General features: G+C 62.0%; 25 protein-coding genes. 8 read left to right on the top strand and 17 right to left on the bottom strand.

Features of this window, described 5'->3' with window-relative positions; genetic code table 11:
• Positions 1-65: 65 nt before the first annotated feature.
• The 14 genes from GRO01_RS09080 to GRO01_RS09015 form a co-directional block, all read right to left on the bottom strand.
• Positions 66-413: a thiol-disulfide oxidoreductase DCC family protein gene (locus tag GRO01_RS09080; protein WP_062511102.1), complete on the bottom strand. Its 348-nt coding sequence runs from the start codon at positions 411-413 to the stop codon at positions 66-68.
• Positions 414-441: 28 nt separating this feature from the next.
• On the bottom strand, positions 442-1,170 hold the full coding sequence (locus GRO01_RS09075) for an SIMPL domain-containing protein (RefSeq protein WP_062511101.1): 729 nt from the start codon (positions 1,168-1,170) through the stop codon (positions 442-444).
• 44 nt (positions 1,171-1,214) lie between these two features.
• Positions 1,215-1,559: a hypothetical protein gene (locus GRO01_RS09070; protein ID WP_062511100.1), complete on the bottom strand. Its 345-nt coding sequence runs from the start codon at positions 1,557-1,559 to the stop codon at positions 1,215-1,217.
• A 58-nt stretch (positions 1,560-1,617) separates the two neighbouring features.
• Positions 1,618-3,036, bottom strand: a complete 1,419-nt coding sequence (locus tag GRO01_RS09065; protein WP_062511098.1) for a HAMP domain-containing sensor histidine kinase — start codon at positions 3,034-3,036, stop codon at positions 1,618-1,620.
• A 6-nt stretch (positions 3,037-3,042) separates the two neighbouring features.
• Complete coding sequence (locus GRO01_RS09060) at positions 3,043-3,723, bottom strand: winged helix-turn-helix domain-containing protein (protein ID WP_062511096.1); 681 nt, start codon at positions 3,721-3,723, stop codon at positions 3,043-3,045.
• A gap of 101 nt (positions 3,724-3,824) precedes the next feature.
• Complete coding sequence (locus GRO01_RS09055) at positions 3,825-4,043, bottom strand: hypothetical protein (RefSeq protein ID WP_141306957.1); 219 nt, start codon at positions 4,041-4,043, stop codon at positions 3,825-3,827.
• Positions 4,036-5,292, bottom strand: a complete 1,257-nt coding sequence (locus tag GRO01_RS09050) for a S1C family serine protease (protein WP_062511091.1) — start codon at positions 5,290-5,292, stop codon at positions 4,036-4,038. The genes GRO01_RS09055 and GRO01_RS09050 overlap by 8 nt, the downstream gene beginning before the upstream one ends.
• Positions 5,293-5,379: 87 nt before the next feature.
• Entirely contained in the window at positions 5,380-7,887 is a 2,508-nt protein-coding gene (gene hrpB, locus GRO01_RS09045) for an ATP-dependent helicase HrpB (protein ID WP_167494583.1), read from the bottom strand.
• Between the two features lie 92 nt (positions 7,888-7,979).
• Positions 7,980-8,186, bottom strand: coding sequence for a cold-shock protein (locus GRO01_RS09040; protein ID WP_041111398.1), 207 nt, complete (start codon positions 8,184-8,186; stop codon positions 7,980-7,982).
• A 325-nt stretch (positions 8,187-8,511) separates the two neighbouring features.
• Positions 8,512-9,342, bottom strand: coding sequence for an NADPH-dependent oxidoreductase (locus tag GRO01_RS09035; RefSeq protein ID WP_062511089.1), 831 nt, complete (start codon positions 9,340-9,342; stop codon positions 8,512-8,514).
• 11 nt (positions 9,343-9,353) lie between these two features.
• The gene (locus tag GRO01_RS09030; RefSeq protein WP_062511087.1) at positions 9,354-9,893 is read right to left on the bottom strand and encodes an adenine phosphoribosyltransferase; all 540 of its coding nucleotides are present in this window, start codon (positions 9,891-9,893) and stop codon (positions 9,354-9,356) included.
• Positions 9,894-9,981: 88 nt separating this feature from the next.
• The gene (locus GRO01_RS09025; RefSeq protein ID WP_062511085.1) at positions 9,982-10,332 is read right to left on the bottom strand and encodes a response regulator; all 351 of its coding nucleotides are present in this window, start codon (positions 10,330-10,332) and stop codon (positions 9,982-9,984) included.
• A gap of 13 nt (positions 10,333-10,345) precedes the next feature.
• Positions 10,346-11,614, bottom strand: a complete 1,269-nt coding sequence (locus GRO01_RS09020; RefSeq protein ID WP_062511083.1) for a multidrug effflux MFS transporter — start codon at positions 11,612-11,614, stop codon at positions 10,346-10,348.
• Positions 11,615-11,657: 43 nt separating this feature from the next.
• On the bottom strand, positions 11,658-12,440 hold the full coding sequence (locus tag GRO01_RS09015) for a TVP38/TMEM64 family protein (RefSeq protein ID WP_244926377.1): 783 nt from the start codon (positions 12,438-12,440) through the stop codon (positions 11,658-11,660).
• Between the two features lie 124 nt (positions 12,441-12,564).
• On the opposite strand from GRO01_RS09015, the gene GRO01_RS09010 reads away from it, so the two are divergent.
• The 3 genes from GRO01_RS09010 to GRO01_RS09000 all read left to right on the top strand — a co-directional run bounded on the left by GRO01_RS09010 (position 12,565) and on the right by GRO01_RS09000 (position 14,173).
• Positions 12,565-13,362, top strand: a complete 798-nt coding sequence (locus GRO01_RS09010) for a PadR family transcriptional regulator (protein WP_062511080.1) — start codon at positions 12,565-12,567, stop codon at positions 13,360-13,362.
• Positions 13,363-13,421: 59 nt separating this feature from the next.
• Positions 13,422-13,799 carry a hypothetical protein gene (locus GRO01_RS09005; RefSeq protein WP_062511078.1) on the top strand — a complete coding sequence of 126 codons (378 nt, stop codon included), beginning with the start codon at positions 13,422-13,424 and terminating at the stop codon, positions 13,797-13,799.
• A gap of 80 nt (positions 13,800-13,879) precedes the next feature.
• Positions 13,880-14,173 carry a putative quinol monooxygenase gene (locus GRO01_RS09000; protein WP_062511076.1) on the top strand — a complete coding sequence of 98 codons (294 nt, stop codon included), beginning with the start codon at positions 13,880-13,882 and terminating at the stop codon, positions 14,171-14,173.
• A 2-nt stretch (positions 14,174-14,175) separates the two neighbouring features.
• Here GRO01_RS09000 and GRO01_RS08995 read toward each other — a convergent pair whose 3' ends face one another.
• Positions 14,176-14,688: a hypothetical protein gene (locus GRO01_RS08995; protein ID WP_062511074.1), complete on the bottom strand. Its 513-nt coding sequence runs from the start codon at positions 14,686-14,688 to the stop codon at positions 14,176-14,178.
• A 78-nt stretch (positions 14,689-14,766) separates the two neighbouring features.
• Positions 14,767-15,357: an NUDIX domain-containing protein gene (locus GRO01_RS08990; protein ID WP_062511072.1), complete on the bottom strand. Its 591-nt coding sequence runs from the start codon at positions 15,355-15,357 to the stop codon at positions 14,767-14,769.
• A gap of 50 nt (positions 15,358-15,407) precedes the next feature.
• Between GRO01_RS08990 and dinB the strand changes: the two genes are divergently transcribed.
• From dinB to GRO01_RS08970, 4 genes are all read left to right on the top strand, one after another.
• Positions 15,408-16,478 carry a DNA polymerase IV gene (gene dinB / locus GRO01_RS08985; RefSeq protein ID WP_062511071.1) on the top strand — a complete coding sequence of 357 codons (1,071 nt, stop codon included), beginning with the start codon at positions 15,408-15,410 and terminating at the stop codon, positions 16,476-16,478.
• Between the two features lie 202 nt (positions 16,479-16,680).
• Positions 16,681-17,037: a hypothetical protein gene (locus GRO01_RS08980; RefSeq protein ID WP_062511069.1), complete on the top strand. Its 357-nt coding sequence runs from the start codon at positions 16,681-16,683 to the stop codon at positions 17,035-17,037.
• A 130-nt stretch (positions 17,038-17,167) separates the two neighbouring features.
• The gene (locus GRO01_RS08975; protein ID WP_062511068.1) at positions 17,168-18,361 is read left to right on the top strand and encodes an MFS transporter; all 1,194 of its coding nucleotides are present in this window, start codon (positions 17,168-17,170) and stop codon (positions 18,359-18,361) included.
• A 32-nt stretch (positions 18,362-18,393) separates the two neighbouring features.
• Positions 18,394-18,948: an LOG family protein gene (locus GRO01_RS08970; RefSeq protein WP_062511067.1), complete on the top strand. Its 555-nt coding sequence runs from the start codon at positions 18,394-18,396 to the stop codon at positions 18,946-18,948.
• A gap of 27 nt (positions 18,949-18,975) precedes the next feature.
• Here the strand turns inward: GRO01_RS08970 and GRO01_RS08965 are convergent, their stop codons facing one another.
• Positions 18,976-19,452, bottom strand: a complete 477-nt coding sequence (locus GRO01_RS08965) for a GAF domain-containing protein (RefSeq protein WP_062511065.1) — start codon at positions 19,450-19,452, stop codon at positions 18,976-18,978.
• Positions 19,453-19,671: 219 nt separating this feature from the next.
• On the opposite strand from GRO01_RS08965, the gene GRO01_RS08960 reads away from it, so the two are divergent.
• Complete coding sequence (locus tag GRO01_RS08960) at positions 19,672-21,147, top strand: mannitol dehydrogenase family protein (RefSeq protein ID WP_062511063.1); 1,476 nt, start codon at positions 19,672-19,674, stop codon at positions 21,145-21,147.
• Positions 21,148-21,162: the final 15 nt, after the last annotated feature.

The raw sequence follows: 21,162 nt of genomic DNA, 5'->3' as shown, positions 1-21,162 counted from the left end.
GTGGTAGCGGATGCCTCCTAAGAAACCCTTAAATTCCCTCGTTTCCCTGCACTAATATTGTAGGCTCAGTCTTCCATTTTTCGGGTCAGGCGCTGCAGGAACGGACGAGCCCGCAGGAAGTGTCCGTAGCCCCATTGGAGAACGGTCAGAACAATCCGATTCCGGGCAGCCAGACCTAGTGGCCGCAACATAGGAATAGCCCGCCACATGGCGGCAAAGGCAGCGGCACCCTCGTACAGCCTTCCGTCTTCCTCGGCATGGAACCGGGCCAGCAGGGTGGCCCGGTCCAGCGGGCAACTCTGAGCCGACTCCAGATTGATGAAGCGGATGGCACCACGGCGGTCCAGACGTTTCATCAGCGCGATTTCCCGCCGGCAGAGCGGGCATCCGCCATCGAACCAGACCGTCACCATGATTTGCAACGCTCCGGCCACGGACGGTTCATGGCGACAGTTCCGCCTGCACGGAGACATTCACGCGAAGGGTCTGTTCATCCGGACTATGCTGCGGCGGTGCGGAATCGGCCATGCGGGCGGCCATGAGCATCACCGGACGCGGCCCCGGTTCCTGATAGGAAATGCGGACTTCCTTCAGGCGCGCAAGGCGCAGGCCAAGGGTCTGTGCGCTCTGTTCGGCCTGCGGGCGAACCTTTTTGAGGGCTTCAGTCCGGGCTTCCTGCAAAAGCCTGTTCCGGGTGGCGTCGTCCAGCGACCAATCGAGTCCTTCCAGCATCAGGGACTGCGACTGAAGCTGCCCGGCCAGACCGAGAAGCCGCACGGAATCCTGTCCGCTGAGTTCAAGCTCCTGCCGGGCGGTCCAGCTTTTGGGACCATGTTCGGGCGTATTTTCGTAGATCGAGTATCCCCCCGCCTTCGCCACGATTCCGTCCTGACCGCCTGCCAGTTTCATGGCAGCAGCCATCCGGGTGTTCACGTCCTTCTGGGCCGCGGCGGCAGACGGGCTGTCGGACCGGACGGAAAGGCGAACCGTCAGTTCCGTTGGAACCGCATGGGCAGTGCCCATGACGCTGAAATCAAGCTGGGTGGTGTTCTGCTGCATGTCGGCTGCCTGTGCAGTGGAAAAGACGCCTATTCCGGACAGGGCGATGGGAGAGAAGGCCAGAGCAGCCGCCAGAAATGGAACAGGCCGAGGCAGGGAAAAACGGATCATCAGGTCTCCTGAGGACAGGTGTCTTGAGGACGTCCGAAATGCCGTCAGCGCGGTTCCGGAGCGTGTTTCAGCAGGACCAACGCCCGGCGCAGGCGTTCGATCCCCGCCCGGACATGACCCTGCGTACAGAGAAGATCGCCCTGCGCGCGCAGGTGACGGGCATCTTCCATGGTTCCCAGCGGGATGGCGGCGGGAGGAGCGGCCAGCCGGGTGTCCACGCTTTTGCGCAGACGGGCGCAGTATTCCGCGTTCTCGGACGTCACTGAAATGGCGTCATCCGAACGTCCCGACGGCTGGTGCTGCACCGGGCGCAAAACCGGTGACGCAGCCAGACAGCCGAGCAGACAGAAAGCCGGTAGAACGGTCGGTGAAGGAAGGAAAACGCGCATCACAGCGTGTGTAACCTATTTCAGCTAAGCGCAGGGTGGGGCGTGAATGAAACTTCCGTCATCCCTTTTTTGACACGGTGGGTACAACCGGAAGCAGAAGGGTCGCAGACAGACCCGGTTGCCCGGCCTTCAGTTCCAGCGCACCGCCATGCAGGCTCATCACGGCCTGCACCAGCGAAAGACCCAGTCCGGCGCCTGGCGTGTTACGTGCCGTTTCCGCACGAAAGAAGCGTTCTGAAGCACGGCCGAGATCATCCTCGCTCATACCCGGTCCCTGATCTGCAACCGTAATCGCCAGACGATCACCGCGCATCTCCACCGAAAGGGTAATGACCGTATCGGGCGGGGCGAACTTGATGGCGTTGTCCAGTAGATTGGCCACGGCCTGTTGCAGCAGGTGCGGATCACCATTGACTGGCTGGACTCGTCCTGCCCTGAAAACCAGACGCAGGCCCGCATCTTCGACAGAGGCCTCGTAAAGTTCGCTCAGCCCTTCCAGCAGCGGACGGATATCCAGCACCGTGAAGGCAGCCCGTCTGGCCCCGGCTTCAAGCTGGGCAATTCTCAGCAGAGCCTCGAAAATCGACGTGACCCGGTCGAGATCCATGACCGCGCGGTCGATGGCGGCGTGAAGCTCCTCGGCGGAGGTGGCAGTACGGTTGGCATCCTCAAGGCGGGCACGGGCGCGGGCGATCGGGGTGCGCAGATCATGAGCGATGGCGTTGGAGACCTGTTTGACACCATCCATCAGGCGATTGATCCGCTCCAGCATGGTGTTGACGGTCTGCCCCACCAGATCCGTCTCATTGCCGGTCAGCGGGATGCGCTGGCTCAGGCCACCCTGCGCCACGGCGGCCGTGGTGCGGGCGATGGAGCGCACGACCTGACGGAAGATCCGCCGGATCGCTAGCGCCCCACCTGCTGCCAGCAATGTCACCATAATCCAGGACCAGATCAGCGTATCGGTCAGGACGTGCCGCACAAGTTGTCGCCCGCGGACATCGCGCCCGACGATCATCCTAAAGTCATGCGTCAGGGGATAGGCATGCATCTTGGCGTTGGTGCGGAACCCATCGCGCTTGATGGCCAGTTCGTAAAACGTGTCCAGCCGGGTGATGACGACAGGCCAGCCCGGCAGGTTTCCGGCATATTTCCGTCCATCGGGGCCGACCAGAAGATACAGCTCGTCGTCATCGACGTTCTGGTCCAGCCGGTCCTGGATGGCGAGGCTGAGTGCGGTGGGGCCACCCTGCACCCAGCGATGGGACAGGTCGGCGGCATCGACCTGCACCGCAACCTCGACCTGATGATCGAGCTGGCCGGTCGTATTCCACCAGATGAAGGACAGGAACGCCCCGGCCGAAATCACGAAGACGAGGCCGTAAGCCAGAGCGAAGTTCAGTCCGGCCGACCGGATCGGCCAGCGCAGGCGCCGTTTCAGAATCAGACCGAAACAGCGGACCTTGCGCCGCAGCATCAACAATCAGTCCGCCCGCAGGATGTAGCCGGCATTGCGGATTGTGTGGATCATGGGCTTGTCGAACGACTTGTCCACTTTCTGGCGCAGGCGCGAGACATGCACGTCAATCACGTTGGTCTGCGGGTCGAAATGATAGTCCCACACGCGCTCGAGCAGCATGGTGCGGGTCACGACCTGCCCGGCATGGCGGATCAGGAACTCCAGCAGGCGGAACTCGCGCGGCTGAAGGTCAATCTTCTCGCCGCCGCGTTTGACTGTGCGGGACAGCAGATCCATTTCCAGATCGCCAACCACAAGCCGCGTCTGCGGCGCACTTTCCGGGCGGCCACGACGGCCCAGCGCCTCGACACGCGCCAGAAGTTCGGAAAAGGCGAAAGGCTTGGTCATGTAATCGTCGCCACCGGCCTTGAGGCCAGCCACACGCTCATCCACATCCGCCAGCGCCGAAAGCAGCAGGACCGGCGTTGCGTTCTTCTGCCCGCGCAGGGTTTCCAGAATCCGCAGACCGTCGATGCCGCCAGGCAGCATCCGGTCCAGGATCACGACGTCATAATTCTCGCTGACAGCCAGAAACAGGCCGTCCTTGCCATTATCCGCCTCATCAACGACATGTCCGGCCTCCCGCAGACCCTTGAGTACGAAAGCACGGACAGTCGGATCGTCTTCGACCAGCAGAATACGCATCGTTGTCTTTCTTCCTTCCGAACGCAGTCTTGCCGTTCCCGTACGGAAGAATACCGGCTTGGCCGAAGCCGTCAAAGGCGGTTGTTACAGAAAAGCTCCGCCTAGCGCGGGATGGCGTTGTCGAAATCGTCCTGCTGGGCGTCACGCAGGGACGACGCGCTGATCGGGCCCCATGAGAACGGGGATGCTTCCGACGGTCCATCCCGGTAACCGCCGCGCTCATGAGACGGAGGAACAGGACTGCATCCGGCAAGCGCACCCAGCAGAAAGACACCGCACAGTCCAAAGCGGATTTTTCTGCCGGATAGCGGCTCAGTCATCGGCATCGCGGGGACGCGCGCCGATATGGATGGGCAGCGTCAGAGACTGTTTTCCCCGCTGGATCCGGAATGTCAGAACCACACCCGGACGGGCCGCCGCAATACTCCGCAGCAACATCCGTGCGCTGGTGACGGGCACATTATCCACCTGTGTGACGATATCCCCGCGCCGCAGACCGCCCTTCTGCGCGGGGCCGCCATTATCGACACCGGCGATACCGATGGCCGTATCGCTGTCATCGAGCGTGATGCCGAGCCAGCCATGTTCGGCATGGCCGGTCGCCTCGATTTCCGCGACGATCGGGGCCACGATTTCGGACGGGATGCCAAAGCCGATCCCGACCGAACCGCCCGCCGGGGTCACGATCGCGGCGTTCACGGCCACAACCTGTCCACGCATATTGAAGGCCGGACCGCCCGAATTGCCGGGATTGATCGGGGCGTCGAGCTGGATGAAATCATCGAGCGAACCGATCCCCAGATCGCGCCCGACCGCCGAGACGATGCCCGCTGTCACGGATGATCCAAATCCGAACGGATTGCCCGCAACAAGAATCCAGTCCCCGATATCGGTCTGCTGGCTGTCACCCCAAGTGACATGCGGGAGCGGTTCAGGGCTGTCGACCTTGATGACGGCAATATCCGTCAGCGGATCAGCGCCGAGCAGACGCGCCGGCATTTCATGCCCGTTGGACAGCGAGACGACCACCTTATCCGCCCCGCCCACGACATGTCGGTTCGTGACGATGATACCGGACGGATCGACGATGAAGCCCGATCCGGCGCCAACCATTTCTTCCTGCTGGCGCTTCATCCGGTCCCGGTAACGCTTTTCGAGCGGAGTGCCGCGAATCTGGGGTGGAATGTGGTCGTGCCCGTCCGGGCTGTTCTGCGTGATGGCGATGTTGACGACGGCCGGGATCACCTGTCGCACCAGCGGGGCGAAGCTTAGCGGGCCATATTTGACCAGAAGCGGCGGCAGAGCGGGCGCGGGTGCCGGAACCACGGCGGGTTGTGTGGGGATGCCCTGCGCATCCGTGTTTTCGCCTGCGACCGTGCGATCGGGGATGATGGTCGGGAGCATTTTCGGCGCTGGGGCCTGCATGACCAGCGGTTTTTGCGGCTGTTCCGCAGGATGCGGGACCGGCTGCGCAGTGTTCCCATGGCCGCGTAAAGCCAGCATCAGCCCCACCGTCACGACAGTGGCTGTTCCGGCACCGATCGCAGCAGCCTGCAGGGCGCGGTTCATGGGAAACAGGACAGGAACATCGTCATAGCCATGCTGCTAACACAGAATTGTTCCACATCCTAAGATCATGGCAAAGATCGCGTCGAATCAACGCCTCGGGCGCGGTTTCGAGGGCTCGGCGGTCGCGGGATCCTCGGGCCAGTCGTGGCGGGGATAGCGTCCGCGCATGTCCCGGCGCATGTCGGCCCAGCTTCCTTTCCAGAATCCTGCCAGATTGGCCGTAATCGCCTGCGGCCGCCCGGCCGGAGACAGCAGCGCGCATTGCAGGGCAAGCTGTCCATCGGCGAGTTGCGGCGTCTGGGCCGTCCCGTAAAAGGCCTGCGCGCGAGCGGACACCGTGGGAACCGCGCCGGTATAATCGATATCGTGCGTGCTGGCCTTCAGCGTCAGGCGTGGTGGGAGTTTGCGGTCCAGCGCGGCAAGATCGGCATAGTCCAGACGGGCACGGAGAATGAACAGCAGGTCCAGCGCCTTGACCTGCGACAGCCGGTCACACCCGGCCAGATAAGGCTCCAGCCAGTCGAGCGACGCGGCCAGCCCCTCATCGGACAGATCCGGCAGATGGGGCGCATAGGTGGCGCGGGCATGGGTCACGCGGGCCTGAAACTGACGTCCGGCCTCCGTCCAGGTCAGGGCCTGCGCCAGATTCGCAGCGACCTGCTGCATCAGGAGCGTCTGAGCTTCCTCAGGGCTGATTTCGCCATTGCGATCGCGCAGGACCAGCACGCCCAGACGGAGCCTGCGACGGGCGATGATGCGGCCGGATGTACCGTCCAGCGTTGTTTCCACCTGCTCGCGGGTCCGGTCCAGCAGGGTCCGGGGCAGGTTCTCGGCATCCAGCGGGGCAGCGAGCGTGATTTCCGTTGAGGTGCGGGTGTGGAACGCCGCTCCGGCCAGCAGCTTTTCGCGGGCCAGCGGATCATTGGCTGAGACGCGGGCACTTCCCCCGCCCGCCAGCCGGAAACGCCCGAGTTCGCCTGCCGCCTGCGCGACACGATCCGGGAAACCGGCGACCAGTAACGCGCCTGCATGGTCCGGCAGGGGTGCGAGCGGCACGTCCCGCTCTCCCATGCGGCGCAGGAAGCGTTTGGCGGACTGACGCATGTGGAACAGGCTGGCGCGGTCCGCGCGGGGATCGTCGCGCTCGAATAAAGCAAGGCGTGTGCGGATGTCGACGCCCGGTGCTGGACCGGTAGGGCGGTTCGGGCGCGGACGGAGCAGGTCGCGCTCCTCCAGCAGGGCTGCGAGACAGGCCGCCGTTACGCGCTCCGGGAGCGTGCGGGCCGCGCAGAGCATCGCGGCCAGACGCGGATGCGTGCCGAGGGATGCCATACGCTTGCCGAGCGCGGTAATGCGGTTGGCGTCATCCAGCGCGCCGAGTTCGCGCAGCAGTTCGCGCCCACCGGTCAGCACGCCGGATGGAGGCGTGTCCAGCAGTGGCAGGTTGTCCGGAGCCGTGCCCATGACCTCCTGCCACGCCGCAGTCACGAGCGCGAAATCCGTCAGATCGGCGACGAGGATTTCCGGAGCGTCCTGCGGGCGCAGGCTGCGCTGCGTCATTTCCGACCACAGGCGGATGGCGATGCCCGGAGACTGCCGTCCCGCACGGCCTGCGCGCTGGGTCGCGGTAGCACGCGATATTTTCAGCGTTTCCAGCCGCGACAGGCCGGTATTCGGGTCAAGGCGTGGGGCTCGGCGCAGGCCGCCATCGACGACGATCCTCACGCCAGAAACGGTGACGGAGGTTTCAGCAATGGACGTCGCCAGCACGACGCGGCGCGTGTTGGACGGGGCGATGGCGCGGTCCTGATCCTCGGTCGTCTGTTCGCCATGCAGCGGAAAGACTGGAACCGTGCCCTCCAGCAGGGCCTGTGTGCGGCGGATTTCGCCGACGCCGGGCAGGAAGGCAAGGATGTCGCCCTCTTCTTCCGCCAGAGCCTGACGGATCGCGCGGGCGCAGGATTCGGGCAGGTCCCGCATATGGGGAATGTCACGGGTATGGCGGATATCGATGGGGTACTGGCGGCCTTCGCTCTCGATCAGCGGGGCGTTCATCAGCGTCGTGAAGGCGCGGCCATCCGGCGTGGCGGACATGGCTAGAATCCGCAGATCCGGCCGCATTTCGCGCTGCATGTCCAGACAGAACGCCAGCGCTGCGTCCAGATCCAGCGAGCGTTCATGCACTTCATCGAACAGCACCGCGCCCACGCCATCGAGCAGCGGATCGGTCAGCAGGCGGCGCAAAAGCAGGCCTTCCGTCACGACCTCGATACGCGTTCTGGCGGACATGGCGGAATCGGTGCGGGTGCGGAATCCCACGATGCCGCCCGGCTTTTCACCCAGCGACGACGCCATGCGCGATGCCGCACCACGAACTGCCACGCGACGAGGCTCCACGAGAATAAGACGCTGCGTTCCGAGCCAGGGCGCGTCCAGAAGCGCGAGCGGCGTCAGCGTCGTCTTGCCCGCACCCGGAGGGGCGACGAGGACGGCGTTGGGCTGCGTCTCCAATGTTGCCAGAAGCTCCGGCAGGATGGCCGTGACGGGGAGTTCGGGGGGAAGGGTGAAAGTCAGGGCGCGGCTCCGGCACAGCAGGTCAGAGCCGCTGTTATACCGTGCGTCTGCGCGAAAGCGATGGCGTGGAAAAGTGCCGGAAACGAAAAATGGTGGCCGGAGCCACCATTCTGTCAGAGCGCCTTGAGGCTTCCTGCGGACTTGCGTCCGTTGCGGCCGTCTTCAATCTCGTAAGAGACCTGCTGGCCTTCATTCAGGTTCTGCAACCCGGCTTTTTCGAGAGCAGAAATGTGAACGAAAACGTCTGTGGTGCCGTCGCTGGGCTGGATGAAACCGAAGCCCTTCGTGGCGTTGAACCACTTTACTGTACCTGTCGCCATTGCAGGTCTCCTTTGATAACGCAGCTTTACGCGCAAACATTCACGTAATCAGTTTTTTCAGAGAGGGAAGGTGCGATCACGCGAATGAGCGATCGACGATATTCTCCAGCCAGAAAAACAGCTGCACTCAGAATATGCCTGAACATTTGGCCGGGAAGCAAGCTCAAAATAAAACCCGCTCTGCATATTTCATATGAGAAGTTTTCGTAGAAAAGATTTATTTTCACCTTCCAGTAATTGCATCAAATCCCTGAAAAACAGATCTTTAACTTCTTTAAGAACTTCGACGGAGAAAGAATTTCTTTTCCGGCCCTAGGCTTCACGTTTAGCGGAGCGGAAAGCCGAGCCGGTGCAGGACCGTGCGCATGACATGCCGTCCGCTCAGGCCCCTGAAGCTATCCACCCGCTTGGCGACCGTTTCCGACCAGGCCCGCGAGGTCAGACCCTGTTCCTTCTGGTAATCGTCCGCGATGCGGTCATAGGCCGCAATCCCTTCTGCCTCGTTTTCCGTGCTGTAACGCTCGCGGTGCAGGACGACGCCCTGTCCCAGACGGGGTTTGTAGCCGTTCTGGGCGGCCGGATCGGGTTTGCCGACACAGAGTCCCACGACCGCAACCGAGCGCGGCGGAAGGGACAGGAGCGTGGCGACTTCTTCGGGATGGTTGCGCAGGCCGCCGATATAGACCGTGCCCAAACCGAGGGATTCGAACGCGGTCACGGCGTTCTGAGCGGCGATCCCGGTATCGAGCGTCGCCATGAGGAACGTCTCCTGATAGTCGAGCGCCTCGTGCCCCATCCCTGCCCGATCGGCGATCCGCTCCAGCCGGGCCAGATCAACGATCCAGGCCAGGAACAGCGGCGCGACCTCGATATGCTTCTGGTTGCCGCAGAGTTCGGCCAGTCGGGCGCGCGTTTCCGGATTTTCAACGGCCACGACGGACCAGACCTGAAGATTGCTGGACGTAGCGGCTGAGGACGCCGCGGCAATACCAGCTTCCAGCGTGCCTTCAGGCAGGGCGTCGGGCAGATAGGCCCGGACCGAATGATGCGACAGCAGCAGGTCGAGCACCGCGTTGTCCGGCAGGGTTTTCGGCGCCGGTGTACGGTACCGTGTCTGCCACAGCGTGGAAATCCGTTCGGAAGAAGTGCCCGACATCTGGTGTTTCCTTATTCGTCGTATGTCATCAGAGCGTTCAGCGGAACGTCCAGTTTCTCACGGCCCTTCAGGTCCGCCAGTTCGATGAGCACAGAAGCGCCCACGACTTCGGCCCCGACCTTGCGCAGAAGATCGATGGAGGCCGCGAGCGTACCACCCGTTGCCAGCAGATCGTCCAGCACCACGACGCGCTGGCCCGACTTGATGGCATCAGCCTGAATGTGCAGCTCGTCCTCGCCATATTCGAGGCCGTATTTCAGGGAAATGGTCTTGCCCGGCAGCTTGCCCGGCTTGCGCAGCATCGTGAAGCCACAGCCCAGACGCAGGGCGAGCGGTGCGGCCGTCAGGAAGCCGCGGCTCTCGATCCCGGCCAGCATGTCAGGCTGCCAGGCGGCGATCACGCGGGCCAGACGGGCGGTGGCGACCTGCCAGGCATCGGGCGAGCGGATCAAGGTCGAGATGTCGTAAAACAGGATGCCCGGTTTCGGAAAATCCGGGATCTCGCGAATGTAATTCTTGAGATCGAGCGGCTGGGGATCCTGAAACGACATGGCGGCACTGCTTTCATCTGGTCATGGCAAACAGCGCGGCATGTAGGGGACTCTCCCCCCCGACTCAAGTCCGGATTGCGCCTAAAGCCTAACCCGGGGCCTGATCCTGCGCCTGTGCAATGGCCGCAAGAAGCCCCGCTTTTCGGAATGGCTTGGGCAACACAGCCATGCCCTGCGGCGCCATAGCGCTCTCTTCATAATCGCCGGACATGAGCACGACAGCCATCTGCGGGCAGCGTTCGCGCAGCAGATGTGCAATTTCCAGCCCGTTCTGCGGGCCGGGCAGGTTAAGATCCGTCACCAGAAGATCCGGCGCATCATCCCCTTCCAGAGCGGAAGCACCGTCCAGAACATGACGCACCGTCCAGCCTTCGCGCTTCAGAACCGTTTCGACCACCAGTGCAATCGCGGTATCGTCTTCGACAAGCAAAGCCTTCATGAGGAATTATCCTTCAGGAATGGATCGATGGTTCTGCCACGGCTGGCAATCTGGGACGCAGCAGCGCGAATCCCATGGCGGCGACAAAGGCAAAAGACAGGAAGATGGCCATGGGAACTGCCGTCCCCGCCGGCATCAACCCGAACAGGGCACTCGCCACGGCACCGAAAAGATACTGCATTGTCCCGGCCAGTGCCGAGGCCGAACCGGCACGGTCGGACTGTTCGGACAGGACCCCCACCATGGAATTCGGACCAATAATGCCTGTCGGCCCCATAGTGATGATGAGCGCAATGATGAGTGGCCAGAGAAAGATGCCCCGGATATGTCCCTGCGGGTCCACGTCATAGGTCGAGACCAGCGCCAGAACGAACAGGATCGCGCAGCCCGCCAGGCTGACGCCCAGCGCACTGAACAGCATCCGTCCCGTGCTAACCCGCCCAACGAGCTGTCCATTGATGGCGGAGGCACCAATCATGCAGACCGCGAACAGCCCGAACAGCATGCCGTAATGGAACGGCGACATGCCGAAGACTTCCTCAAACAGCATGGGAGCCGCCGTCAGATAGGTGAAGGTCACGAAGCCCAGAAAGCTCCAGACCAGACCGTTCGTGATAAAGCTCCGGGTGCGCAGGATATAGATATAGCGCTCGATGATGGAAACCGGACGCAGGTCACGCCGATCCTGCGGGGCGAGTGTTTCAGGGAAGATTGTCATCAGCAGAAGGGTACAGATCCCACCATAAGCGGCCGTGACCCAGAAGATGACACGCCAGTCCACGAATTTCAGGGCAAACCCGCCGAGCATGGGGGCAAGGATCGGCACGGTGCCCTGAATGACGATCAGACGGGACATCATTTTCGACGAGGCATCACCCTCCGTTAGATCGCGGATGCACGCATTCGGCACCACGAGTCCGGCCGAGGCCATGATGGCGGAAAAGACGCGGCAGATGCACAGGAACGTCATGCTCGGCGCCATGGCGCAGCCGATTTCACCAATCGTATAGCCCAACATGCCGAGCAGCAGCGGCCAGCGGCGACCGAACCGGTCGGAAATCGGGCCGATGGTAATCTGTCCGATGGCCAGCCCGATCACCCAGGCCGCCATCGTCGCACTTCCCGAACCCGCAGCCGTATGAAGCTGGCGCTCCATTTCGGGCAGGGCCGGAAGGTAGACATCCGTCGAAACAGGCCCGACAGCCGTAAAAATACCCAGCAGAACCGGCAGCCATGCGGGCAGAGGATCGCCCCGTCTGAATGTCATGTTCTGGTCTGTCATGCGCGTCTGCCTGTTCAATTCAGGTTACGTGGTGTGAAGCTCTTCAGGAAGCTGGAGTATCTGCATTGCCCCTGGGGGCAGTCTGGCCATGCTGGCGGAGCAGAATGGCTCCAAGCACACCCGACACGACGAACAGGATTCCCGCAAGTCCCAACTGAAGGACATGCCCGATCCGCGTTCCCGACCCAACCAGCACAAAAATCAGCGTCTGCGGCAGGCCGCCGAGAAATGTCGCCACCGAAAATGGCAGCAGCGGCAGTTCGAACAGTCCCGCCGCCGTCGAAACCAGCAGGGCGGACCCCACCGGCATCAGCCGCAGTGTCAGGACGGCCCGAAAAGGCTTTGCGTGGAGCGTGCGTGCCAAAGCGGTATAATCCGCTTCCAGCCTGTCATGCAGCCGTGCCCGAAACCCGGCCGGAGCCAGCACCCTCGCCCATCCATAGGCCATAACAGCCCCCAGCATATAGGCCAGCGAACACAGGACAAGCCCGCCCCACAGCCCGAAGGCCAACCCTGCCGCCACACATAATGCCTGACGCGGCAGTCCGCAGGCGCTGTAGGGCACGGCCAGCAGCAGGAACCACAGCGGCGCGCCCGGCGTCTCGTGCCAGTGCGGCGCGTTTTCCAGCAGGTGATGGATGAACGGCAGGCGCTGGAGGGCTGCTACCAGCACCAGCATCGCACCGATCGTCAGGGCCGCACGCCATGGCACGAACTGTCGCAGCGTGCGACGCAGTTCCGGATCGGGGGGAGGAGAAATCGGACTACCCATCCCTGCCCGATACCAGCCGCAGGCCCCGGCGGCTATGGGCTGACACGTAAACACGAGTTCATGCTGGCGCCCCTCTCGCAGGGCGACTGACCCACAGAAAAATCATCCGGATGCATTTTCCTCTTGAAGATATATCTTAAGATATTATATCGTTCGATATATCGAATAGGAGAACACAATGTTCAAACACAAGACTGACCGCTTCAATACAGACCGTCCGGATGCCGGACAGCGCCCCCATCGCGGCCATCGCCGTGCCCGCATGGGACGTCCTGTCGCAGAAGGCGAAAAGCGCGGTGGCCGTCATCGCGGCATGGATCGCGGCGAAGGCGAGTTCGGCCGTCGGCACGGCGGACGTGGTGGTCCGGGAGGCAGAATGGGGGGCGGGCGCTCCGGTGGCCGGTTCGGCAAGGGCTTTGGCGGCGATCTGGGGGGCGAAGGCTTCACACGCGGCCGCAAGCTGACTGCCGATGAACTTCAGCTCGTCATCCTTGCCCTGCTCGCAGAGGCCCCTGCCCATGGCTATGAGCTGATCCGGCGCCTCGAAGAGCATTCCGGCGGCTTCTACAAGCCCAGCCCCGGCGTGATCTACCCGTCCCTCACCTATCTGGAAGAAACCGGCCTCGCCGCCGTCACCCAGGAAGGCAACCGCAAGCTCTACAGCCTGACGGACGAGGGCAAGGCGCACCACGAGGCCAATAAAGAGGAGGCAGCCCGCATCCTCGACATCATGAGCCGGATCGGCGCCCGTATGGCCGATGTCCGCGACGCCTTCACCGGCATCAACGACCTCGACCCGACGCTGGGACAGGAATTCCATGACGCACGCTTTGCACTGAAGACCGCCCTGAAATCCCACCGCGGGGCGGATGCAGACGAACTGCGGCGGATCGTGGCCATCTTGCGCCGTGCCGCTGCGGAAATCAGTGGCACGGCTGCTGACGAGGCGTCTTCAAAAAATGCTCAGGCCGAATAAGGTCTGAGACACCGGAGCACCTCTCCCAACGGCAGGCACAATGCCGTAAAGGATGGTTCATGATCGTTCAGGACCATCCCCATTTCTGTAACATGCCCGAGGACATGCGGTATTACCGGCCGGAGCATTTCGGAGAAGGATTCATTGAGAAATCGATGGTCTTTCTTCTGCCTGAACGGTTGAAGAAGTTCCGGCGCAACCTGTGGCATGTGCGGCGCAACCCCGGGGACGATGCGGTCTACATGCCGCTGTTCCGGGTCAACTGCATCCTGCCGTCCGAACCCGCGCCTGCTGCACTTCAGGGCCCGTTCGACGTCTATCCCTTCTATACCCGCACCACGAAAACCCGCAGCCGCGAACTGGACTACTACGTCCTGTTCATTTTCCGCGACCGCATGTCCTGGATGCGCTGCAAGGCCCTGCTGGAAAAATCCTAGCCTTCACGCAGCTGTGCCGTTGCAGATCGGGCCCAGTGGCTCAATGATGACAGACCTTCATCAATACGAGGTTCCGCGTCATGGCCAAATCCCTTTACGCCACGCTCAAAGCCCTGCCCGGCAAGCGTGAGACGTTGCGCGATCTGCTGACAAAACTGGCTGGGGATGTTCGCGTCGAACCCGGCTGTGAACGTTTCATGGTCTATACGCTCGCCTCGGACCCCGACCTGTTTCATGTCGAAGAAACCTACCGGAACGATGCGGCCTTCAAGGCCCACATGGCGACCGAGCATGGCAAGGTGTTTAACCAGACGATTACGCCGCTGGTCGAAGGGGGCGGATCGGAAGTCGTCTTTCTTGACGCCGTGATCTGACGCTATTTCAGGTACAGATAAAACGGGATGATCCCGAACAGCGCCCAGGCGATCATGAAGATGAACGGGGCCTGATGGGCAAACAGGGCGCCACGCTGGGCGCGGCGCATCATGTCACGGGTCTCGTTCTCATTCGGGGCCAGAGTAAAATCGGTCAGGTCCGGACTGCTCTGATGCAGAACCCGCTGCTTGTCTTCCCATTTCCTGATTGCAGCATAAGCCGCCCGGATCCCCGGCAGCGCCATGACAGCGAGCACAAACCCCAACAGTGAGAACAGGGGCGGCAGCAGGAGCACCATGCTGTCGCCCCATCGTTTTGTGGAACCGGTCATTGCGGTCGCATAAGCGATAACCAGAAAGGCCTGCGACCCCAGAAGGGCCTGCAGGCGGCCATTTACGACTTCGGTCTCGAACCGGATTTCCGAACGATAAAAAGCAAGCAGCTCATTATCGGTCGGATGACCCCGGGTAATGATTTCGCTGGTATCGGGAGACGGCGACGCGGTTTCGACCATCAGGACCTTCTGCAAATCTGGAGACAGGCTAGCGCTCCAGATATCCTTCAGGTTCCGCAATAAAAGCCAAAAATCCGCTCAGATCAGGCCTTTTGCCCGGATCAGCGCAAAGGCGGCCAGCGACACCATGCATTTCAGTTCGCCGTTGCGGATCATGGTCTCGAAAGCGTCCAGCGTCATATCGTGGCAGGTGATGTCCTCTTCCGTCGCCTCAAGCGCCGTCTCACCGCGCGTGAGATTGCGGGCCAGAAAGACATGCCCTTTCTGGTTCGAATAGCCTGCCCCCTGATACATGCTGCCGACATGGATCATCTCGCCGGCGCGCAGCCCGGTCTCCTCCCGCAGTTCGCCCAGCGCGAGCTCGACCGGATCGACGTTCTCTTTCGTCTCCCACATTCCCATTGGCAGCTCCCACAGCCGCTCGCCCACGGGATAACGGAACTGCTGGATCAGCGTGACTTTCCCATCTGCGTGCAGTGGCAGAATCACAACGAACTCGCCACGTTCCACGATGCCATAAAGACCCTGCTTTCCGTTGGGATGGACGATGATATCCTCGCGCAGGGCGGTCCAGGGATTGCTATAGGCCAGCCGGGTCGAAAGCGTCTGGAAACCGGCGTCTTTGCGGGCGTCTTCGAGACTTTTCCCAGGGCTTTTATCGGAGCTCATGGACAGATCCTGATCTTGTTTCGTTCTTCCGAATCGGCGAAACTTGCATCATGGAGCAACGCCGGATCGTGCATATCGACATGGACGCATTTTACGCGTCTGTCGAACAGCGGGACGACCCCTCCCTGCGCGGCCGCCCGCTCGCGGTGGGACGGGGCGAGGCACGGGGCGTTGTGGCCGCCGCAAGCTATGAGGCCCGGCGCTTTGGTGTCCGCTCAGCCATGCCATCGGTCACAGCCAAGCGCCTCTGTCCGGAGCTTGTGTTCGTGCCGGCGCGGTTTGACGTCTATCGCAGCGTCTCGGCCCAGATCCATGACATCTTCTCGCGCTACACGCCCCTGATCCAGCCATTGTCGCTGGACGAAGCCTATCTGGACCTGACGGATCATCTCGGCGCTTACGGTTCGGCCACGCTGGTCGCAGACCGTATCCGCGCGGATATTCACGCTGAGACCGGACTAACCGCCTCGGCCGGCGTGTCCTACAACCGCTTCCTCGCCAAGCTGGCCTCCGATTACCGCAAGCCTGACGGGCTTTTCGTCATTACGCCGGCGATGGGACCGGATTTCGTATCCAGCCTGCCCGTCGATGCATTTCACGGCATCGGCCCGGCAACCGCCCGGAAAATGCGTGCGCTGGGCATCGAAACGGGCGCGGATCTGCGGGAGCGCGACATCGAGACGCTGACCCGGCATTTCGGCAAGGCAGCAGCGTTCTATCATGGGATCTCGCGCGGGATTGATCACCGGCCTGTCGTGGTGAACCGGGAGCGCAAATCCCTTGGAACCGAACAGACCTATCTTCAGGACCTGAAATCCGAAGCTGACGCGCATAAGGCCCTGGCGCAGATCGCGGCCAAGCTCTGGGCGGGTGCGGAGCGCCGGCAGCTTCAGGCGCGGACCGTGACCCTGAAGGTCAAATACGCCGATTTCCGCCAGATCACCCGGGCCCGGACCCTGTCTGCCCCGGTCCCGTCCGAAGAGGTTCTGCTGGAAACGGGTCAAAGCCTCATGGCGCCCCTGTTTCCATTCGTCCCCGGCGTGCGCCTGCTGGGTCTTACGCTTTCCGGCTTTCATGCAGCCGAAATCGTGTCCTGTGACCAGATGGAACTGCTCTTCTAGGATGCGTCCGGAAATGCCGGGCATAAATCATGGCATTCTTTCAGCCTTCTGATGCGTTGGGGATCAGCCTGTCCCGGAACGGGCTTTTTCTTCACCGCACGGACCACTGCTGTTCATGGCCGCATGCCTGCACCGACTGACGCTTTCTGCCCTGTTGATGGCGCCCCTCCTTCTATGTGGAGGCTGCGCGTCCAGAGCGCCCATGTCGCCCGGTTTTGAAAAAAACCTCTCACACAACCAGCAGGGGCGCCCGTTTTCCACGGCCCGCAATCCGGTGTCTTTTCTGGGCGAACCCGACCTGTCTTCGGCCAAACCCGCCAATCTCGCCGGGACGCTGCATTACTGTCTGCAGAACACCACCCTGACCGGCAGCGAAACCGCCCGTCCGTTGAGTCCCGATCAGAGAGACAGCGCCTATAATGCCGGAAGACAGGGGATTCTTCAGGCTCTCAGCCTCCGGACAGGGCAACCTGAGCAGTATGCCCTGCCCTCCATGCCCTCCCCCCTGCGCCAGACCGTCTGCACATCCATTTCAACCCTGCTGCGGCAACCGGTCTGAAGGCTTCATTCAGGACAATTCCACGCGGGATCGTGAAGTAAAGAAGAACGCGCCCCCGTGACGATATCCTTCATCTGGCTTATGCCATGGAGGATCGTTCAATATTCAAACTCTTGGGAGAACAGATTCCATGACCGCGCAAGACACGCCGGCGGGCTCACCGACGAAACGCGTTCTTGCTGTCGTCCTGTTCAATCTTCTCGTCTATATCGTGATCGGCCTGCCCAATGCCGTCCTGACGATTTTCGTCCATCAGGGACTGGGCTACAGCACGACCGTCGCAGGCATCACATTCTCCCTGCAGTATTTTGCGACCTTCGCGGCCCGTCCCTCCGCGGGGCGACTTGTGGACCGGATCGGCCCCAAACCGGTCGTCATAGGCGGGCTCGTCACCTGCCTGCTATCCGGTCTGCTGATTGCCGGGTCAGGGCTGCTGGCTGCCACACCACTCCTGTCTCTGGGTGTGCTGCTGCTTAGTCGCCTGCTGCTCGGCTGGGCGGAAAGCTGGGCCGCGACAGGGGTAATCGTCTGGAACATCCGGCGCGCTGGTGCGGAAAACACGGCCATCGCCATTTCCTGGAACGGCATCTGCTCCTATGGCGGGATTGCGCTCGGCGCGCCGATCGGGGCCAAGCTGTCCATGCTGGCCGCGCCTTATGGCGGGCTGGTTTCGGTCGGGATTCTCTCCGTGGCCCTGCCACTGTTCGGTCTTGCGATCATCGGTTTTTATCCGGCCGTCAAACCCATCCCCTCAACCAGCCAGCCCATTCCTTTCTCCCGTGCGCTCAGACTTGTCCTGCCGCATGGTTCGGCACTGGCTGCGGGGTCCATCGGCTTTGGGGCGATCTCATCGTTCCTTGCGCTGTATTATTCGGTCCTGCATTGGCAGGGTGCCGCCACGGCCCTGGCGGTCTTCGGCTTCACCTTTGTCGTCATCCGCTTTTTCTTCGCGTCACAGATCGCAAAGCGGGGTGGCGTGTTCGTGGCGATCGTCTCGCTGCTGGTGGAAGCCCTCGGACTCGCCACGCTCTGCGTGTTCCAGACCCCCTCCGCGGCCCTTCTGGGCGCTGCGCTGACGGGAGCCGGCTTCTCCCTGCTCTTCCCGGCACTGGGGGTTCTGGCCGTCAACAGTGCGGGACCGGAGAACCGCGGTGCTGCTCTGGGCGCCTATTCCATCTTCATTGACCTTGCCATCGCGTGCTCGGGGCTGTTTCTTGGACAGGTCATCGAGTTCGCCGGTTACAGGACAATGTTCGCCACCACCGCCATCTGCTGTCTGGTGGGTGTGCTGATCAGCCGTTCCCTGGGCCGCCGGACCGCATGATAGATCCTCTTCTCAACTAACACGGACCCGACATGACCATTCGTTCCTGCGCCGTCTTCTGTGGCTCCCGCTTTGGCAATTCCTCCGTCTATGCCGAAGGTGCAAAAGAGATCGGAACGGCCCTGGCGCGACACGGAATCACACTGGTTTATGGCGGTGGCCATGTCGGGCTGATGGGCACGGTAGCGGATGCGGCGCTTCAGGCGGGTGGCAAAGTCATCGGCGTCATTCCCGAATTCCTTCATGCCCGCGAAGTCATGCACAAGGGCGTCACGCAGCTTGAAGTCACGCCGGACATGCACACCCGCAAGGCCCGCATGTTCGAGCTGTCCGACGCCTATGCGATCATTCCCGGCGGCCTCGGCACGTTCGACGAGCTCATGGAAATCATGACCTGGAAGCAGCTCGGCCTGCATCAGGAGCCGATCTATATCGTCAATATCGGCGGCTGGGCCACGTCACTGGTCAGTACACTCAATGATGCGGTCGATCAGGGCTTTGCGGACCCGTCAGCCCGCAAGCTGTTCACGGTCGTCGAGGATGTCCCGGAACTGATGCAGCATCTCTCCGTCAACGTTCCGGCCTGACGCCGAAAAGAGCGGGGCAGTCCCCGCTCAGTTTTCCAGTGTTGCCACCAGCAGGCTGACCACCTCTTCCAGACGCGCGCGATCCAACTCGGAAAAGCGGTCCTTTATGGGGCTGTCGATGTCCAGCACGCCCACAAGCGCACCTTCAGCCACGACCGGCAGTACGATCTCCGATGCCGAAGCCGCATCGCAGGCAATATGTCCAGGAAAGGCATGCACGTCCGGGACCACCAGCGTCTCCCGGTTCTGCGCGACCGTGCCGCAGACGCCGCGCCCAAGCGGAATCCGCGTGCAGGCCAGACGGCCCTGGAACGGCCCGAGCACGAGCTGCCCGTCCGCCTCTTTCCACAGATAGAACCCGGCCCAGTTGATCTCGGGCAGGGCCTCGAACAGCAGGGCCGCGATATTGGCCATGTTGGCGATCATGTCCGTCTCGGTCTGAAGAACGGACCGGACCATCGGAACCAGCTCGTCTACGCTCAGACGATGGATGGGAGCACTCATGCAAAGACAGTCCTGCAAAAACGGGAATGGAGCCGTCGATCATACGGCAGTTCGGAAAAAACGGAAAAGGCCGCCATATTTTATGGAAAGTGTTCGTTTCCAGTAATGCTCGCGGTTCCGGGAGGATTATTAGAAATAATTCACAAAATACAAAAACGGTTTCCTCGAAGAGGGAGGCTTCTAAAAGAAGTCGGTCCCTTCGTCTGAAAGATCCATTCCATGATCCTGACTTCCCAGACTTTGTCCGACCTCCCTGAGTCCATCCTGACATCGCCCTATGACCGGGATGGCGTGACGGCTGGCATCGTCCATCTCAGCGTCGGCAATTTCCATCGCGCCCATCAGGCCGTCTATACGGACCGGGCCCTTGCGCTGCCGGGTCAGTCCGGCTGGGGTATTGTCGGGATGGGCCTGATGGACCATCCGGCGGAAGTGGCAAAGGCCGAGGCCCTGCACGCACAGGACGGGCTCTACACGCTGCGCGAATGTCCGCCGAACCGCCCCGATACGGTGCGGGTGGTGAAGTCGCTGGTCGAATACATGCATGCCCCGGCCGATCGTGACGCCGCGCTGAAGCGTCTGACGGATCCGGCCATCCGCATCGTGAGCATGACGGTCACCGAAGGTGGCTATTACATGGATGAAGCGGGCCGCTTCATGACCGAACATCCCGCCATTGCCGAAGACCTGCACCGCCCGGTGCCGCACACGGCGTTCGGCATGATGACCGAAGCGCTGCGTCAGCGCCGGGAAGCCGGGATCACGCCTTTCACCATCCTGTCCTGTGACAACGTCCCGTCCAACGGCGATGTCGCGCGCAATGCCGTGCTGTCCTTCGCACGCCTTCGGGACCCGGAACTGGCCACATGGATCGAGGCCAACGTCGCCTTCCCGTCCTGCATGGTTGACCGCATCACCCCGGCCGTCCATCCGGCCGATGTCGCGCGTCTGGATGCGCAGAGCGGCGTTGAGGATCGTGTGCCTGTGTTCTGCGAGGACTTCATCCAGTGGGTCGTGGAAGACAGCTTTCCTGCCGGACGTCCGGCCTGGGATCAGGCCGGTGTGCTGTTCACGAACGACGTCGAGCCTTACGAGCAGGTCAAGCTGCGGATGCTGAACGCGTCCCATTCCACGCTCGCCCTGCCGGGTGTGCTGATGGGATACCGGCTGGTCGATGAAGCCATGGGCGACGAACATCTGGCCGCCCTGCTGGAGCAGTTCCTGCGTCATGATGTCGAGCCGCAGCTCACCGCCCCGCCGGGCATCAGCCTGCCGGATTATGCCACGCAGCTTCTAGAGCGGTTCCGCAACCATGCCGTCAGCGACCAGCTTCTGCGTATCACATCTGACAGCACGTCCAAGCTGCCGGTCTTCCTGCGCGCCACGGCCGAAGACGTTCTGCAAAAGGCTCAGGACCCGCGCCGGATCGCCTTCGTGCTCGCCTGCTACTGTGCCTATCTGACCGGCCGCGATGACGTGGAAGCCACATTCGCCGTCACCGAACCACGCCTCAGCGCCGAAGACCGTGCTCTGGCGCTGGACCCCAACCCTGCAAAGGCTCTGGATATGAGCGTGTTTGCCGGATGGGGCCTTGAGAACTCCGCCGAGTTCCTCACGCGCTTCATCCAGACCCGCGAAGACCTGAAAACACGCGGCACAGCGGCCATCCTGAAGGATCTGGTCGCAAACGTATAAAAGTTTTTGGGTTCC

Source organism: Gluconobacter roseus NBRC 3990, assembly GCF_006538885.1.
Classification (GTDB): domain Bacteria; phylum Pseudomonadota; class Alphaproteobacteria; order Acetobacterales; family Acetobacteraceae; genus Gluconobacter; species Gluconobacter roseus.
This window is presented reverse-complemented; position numbering and strand designations above follow the sequence as displayed.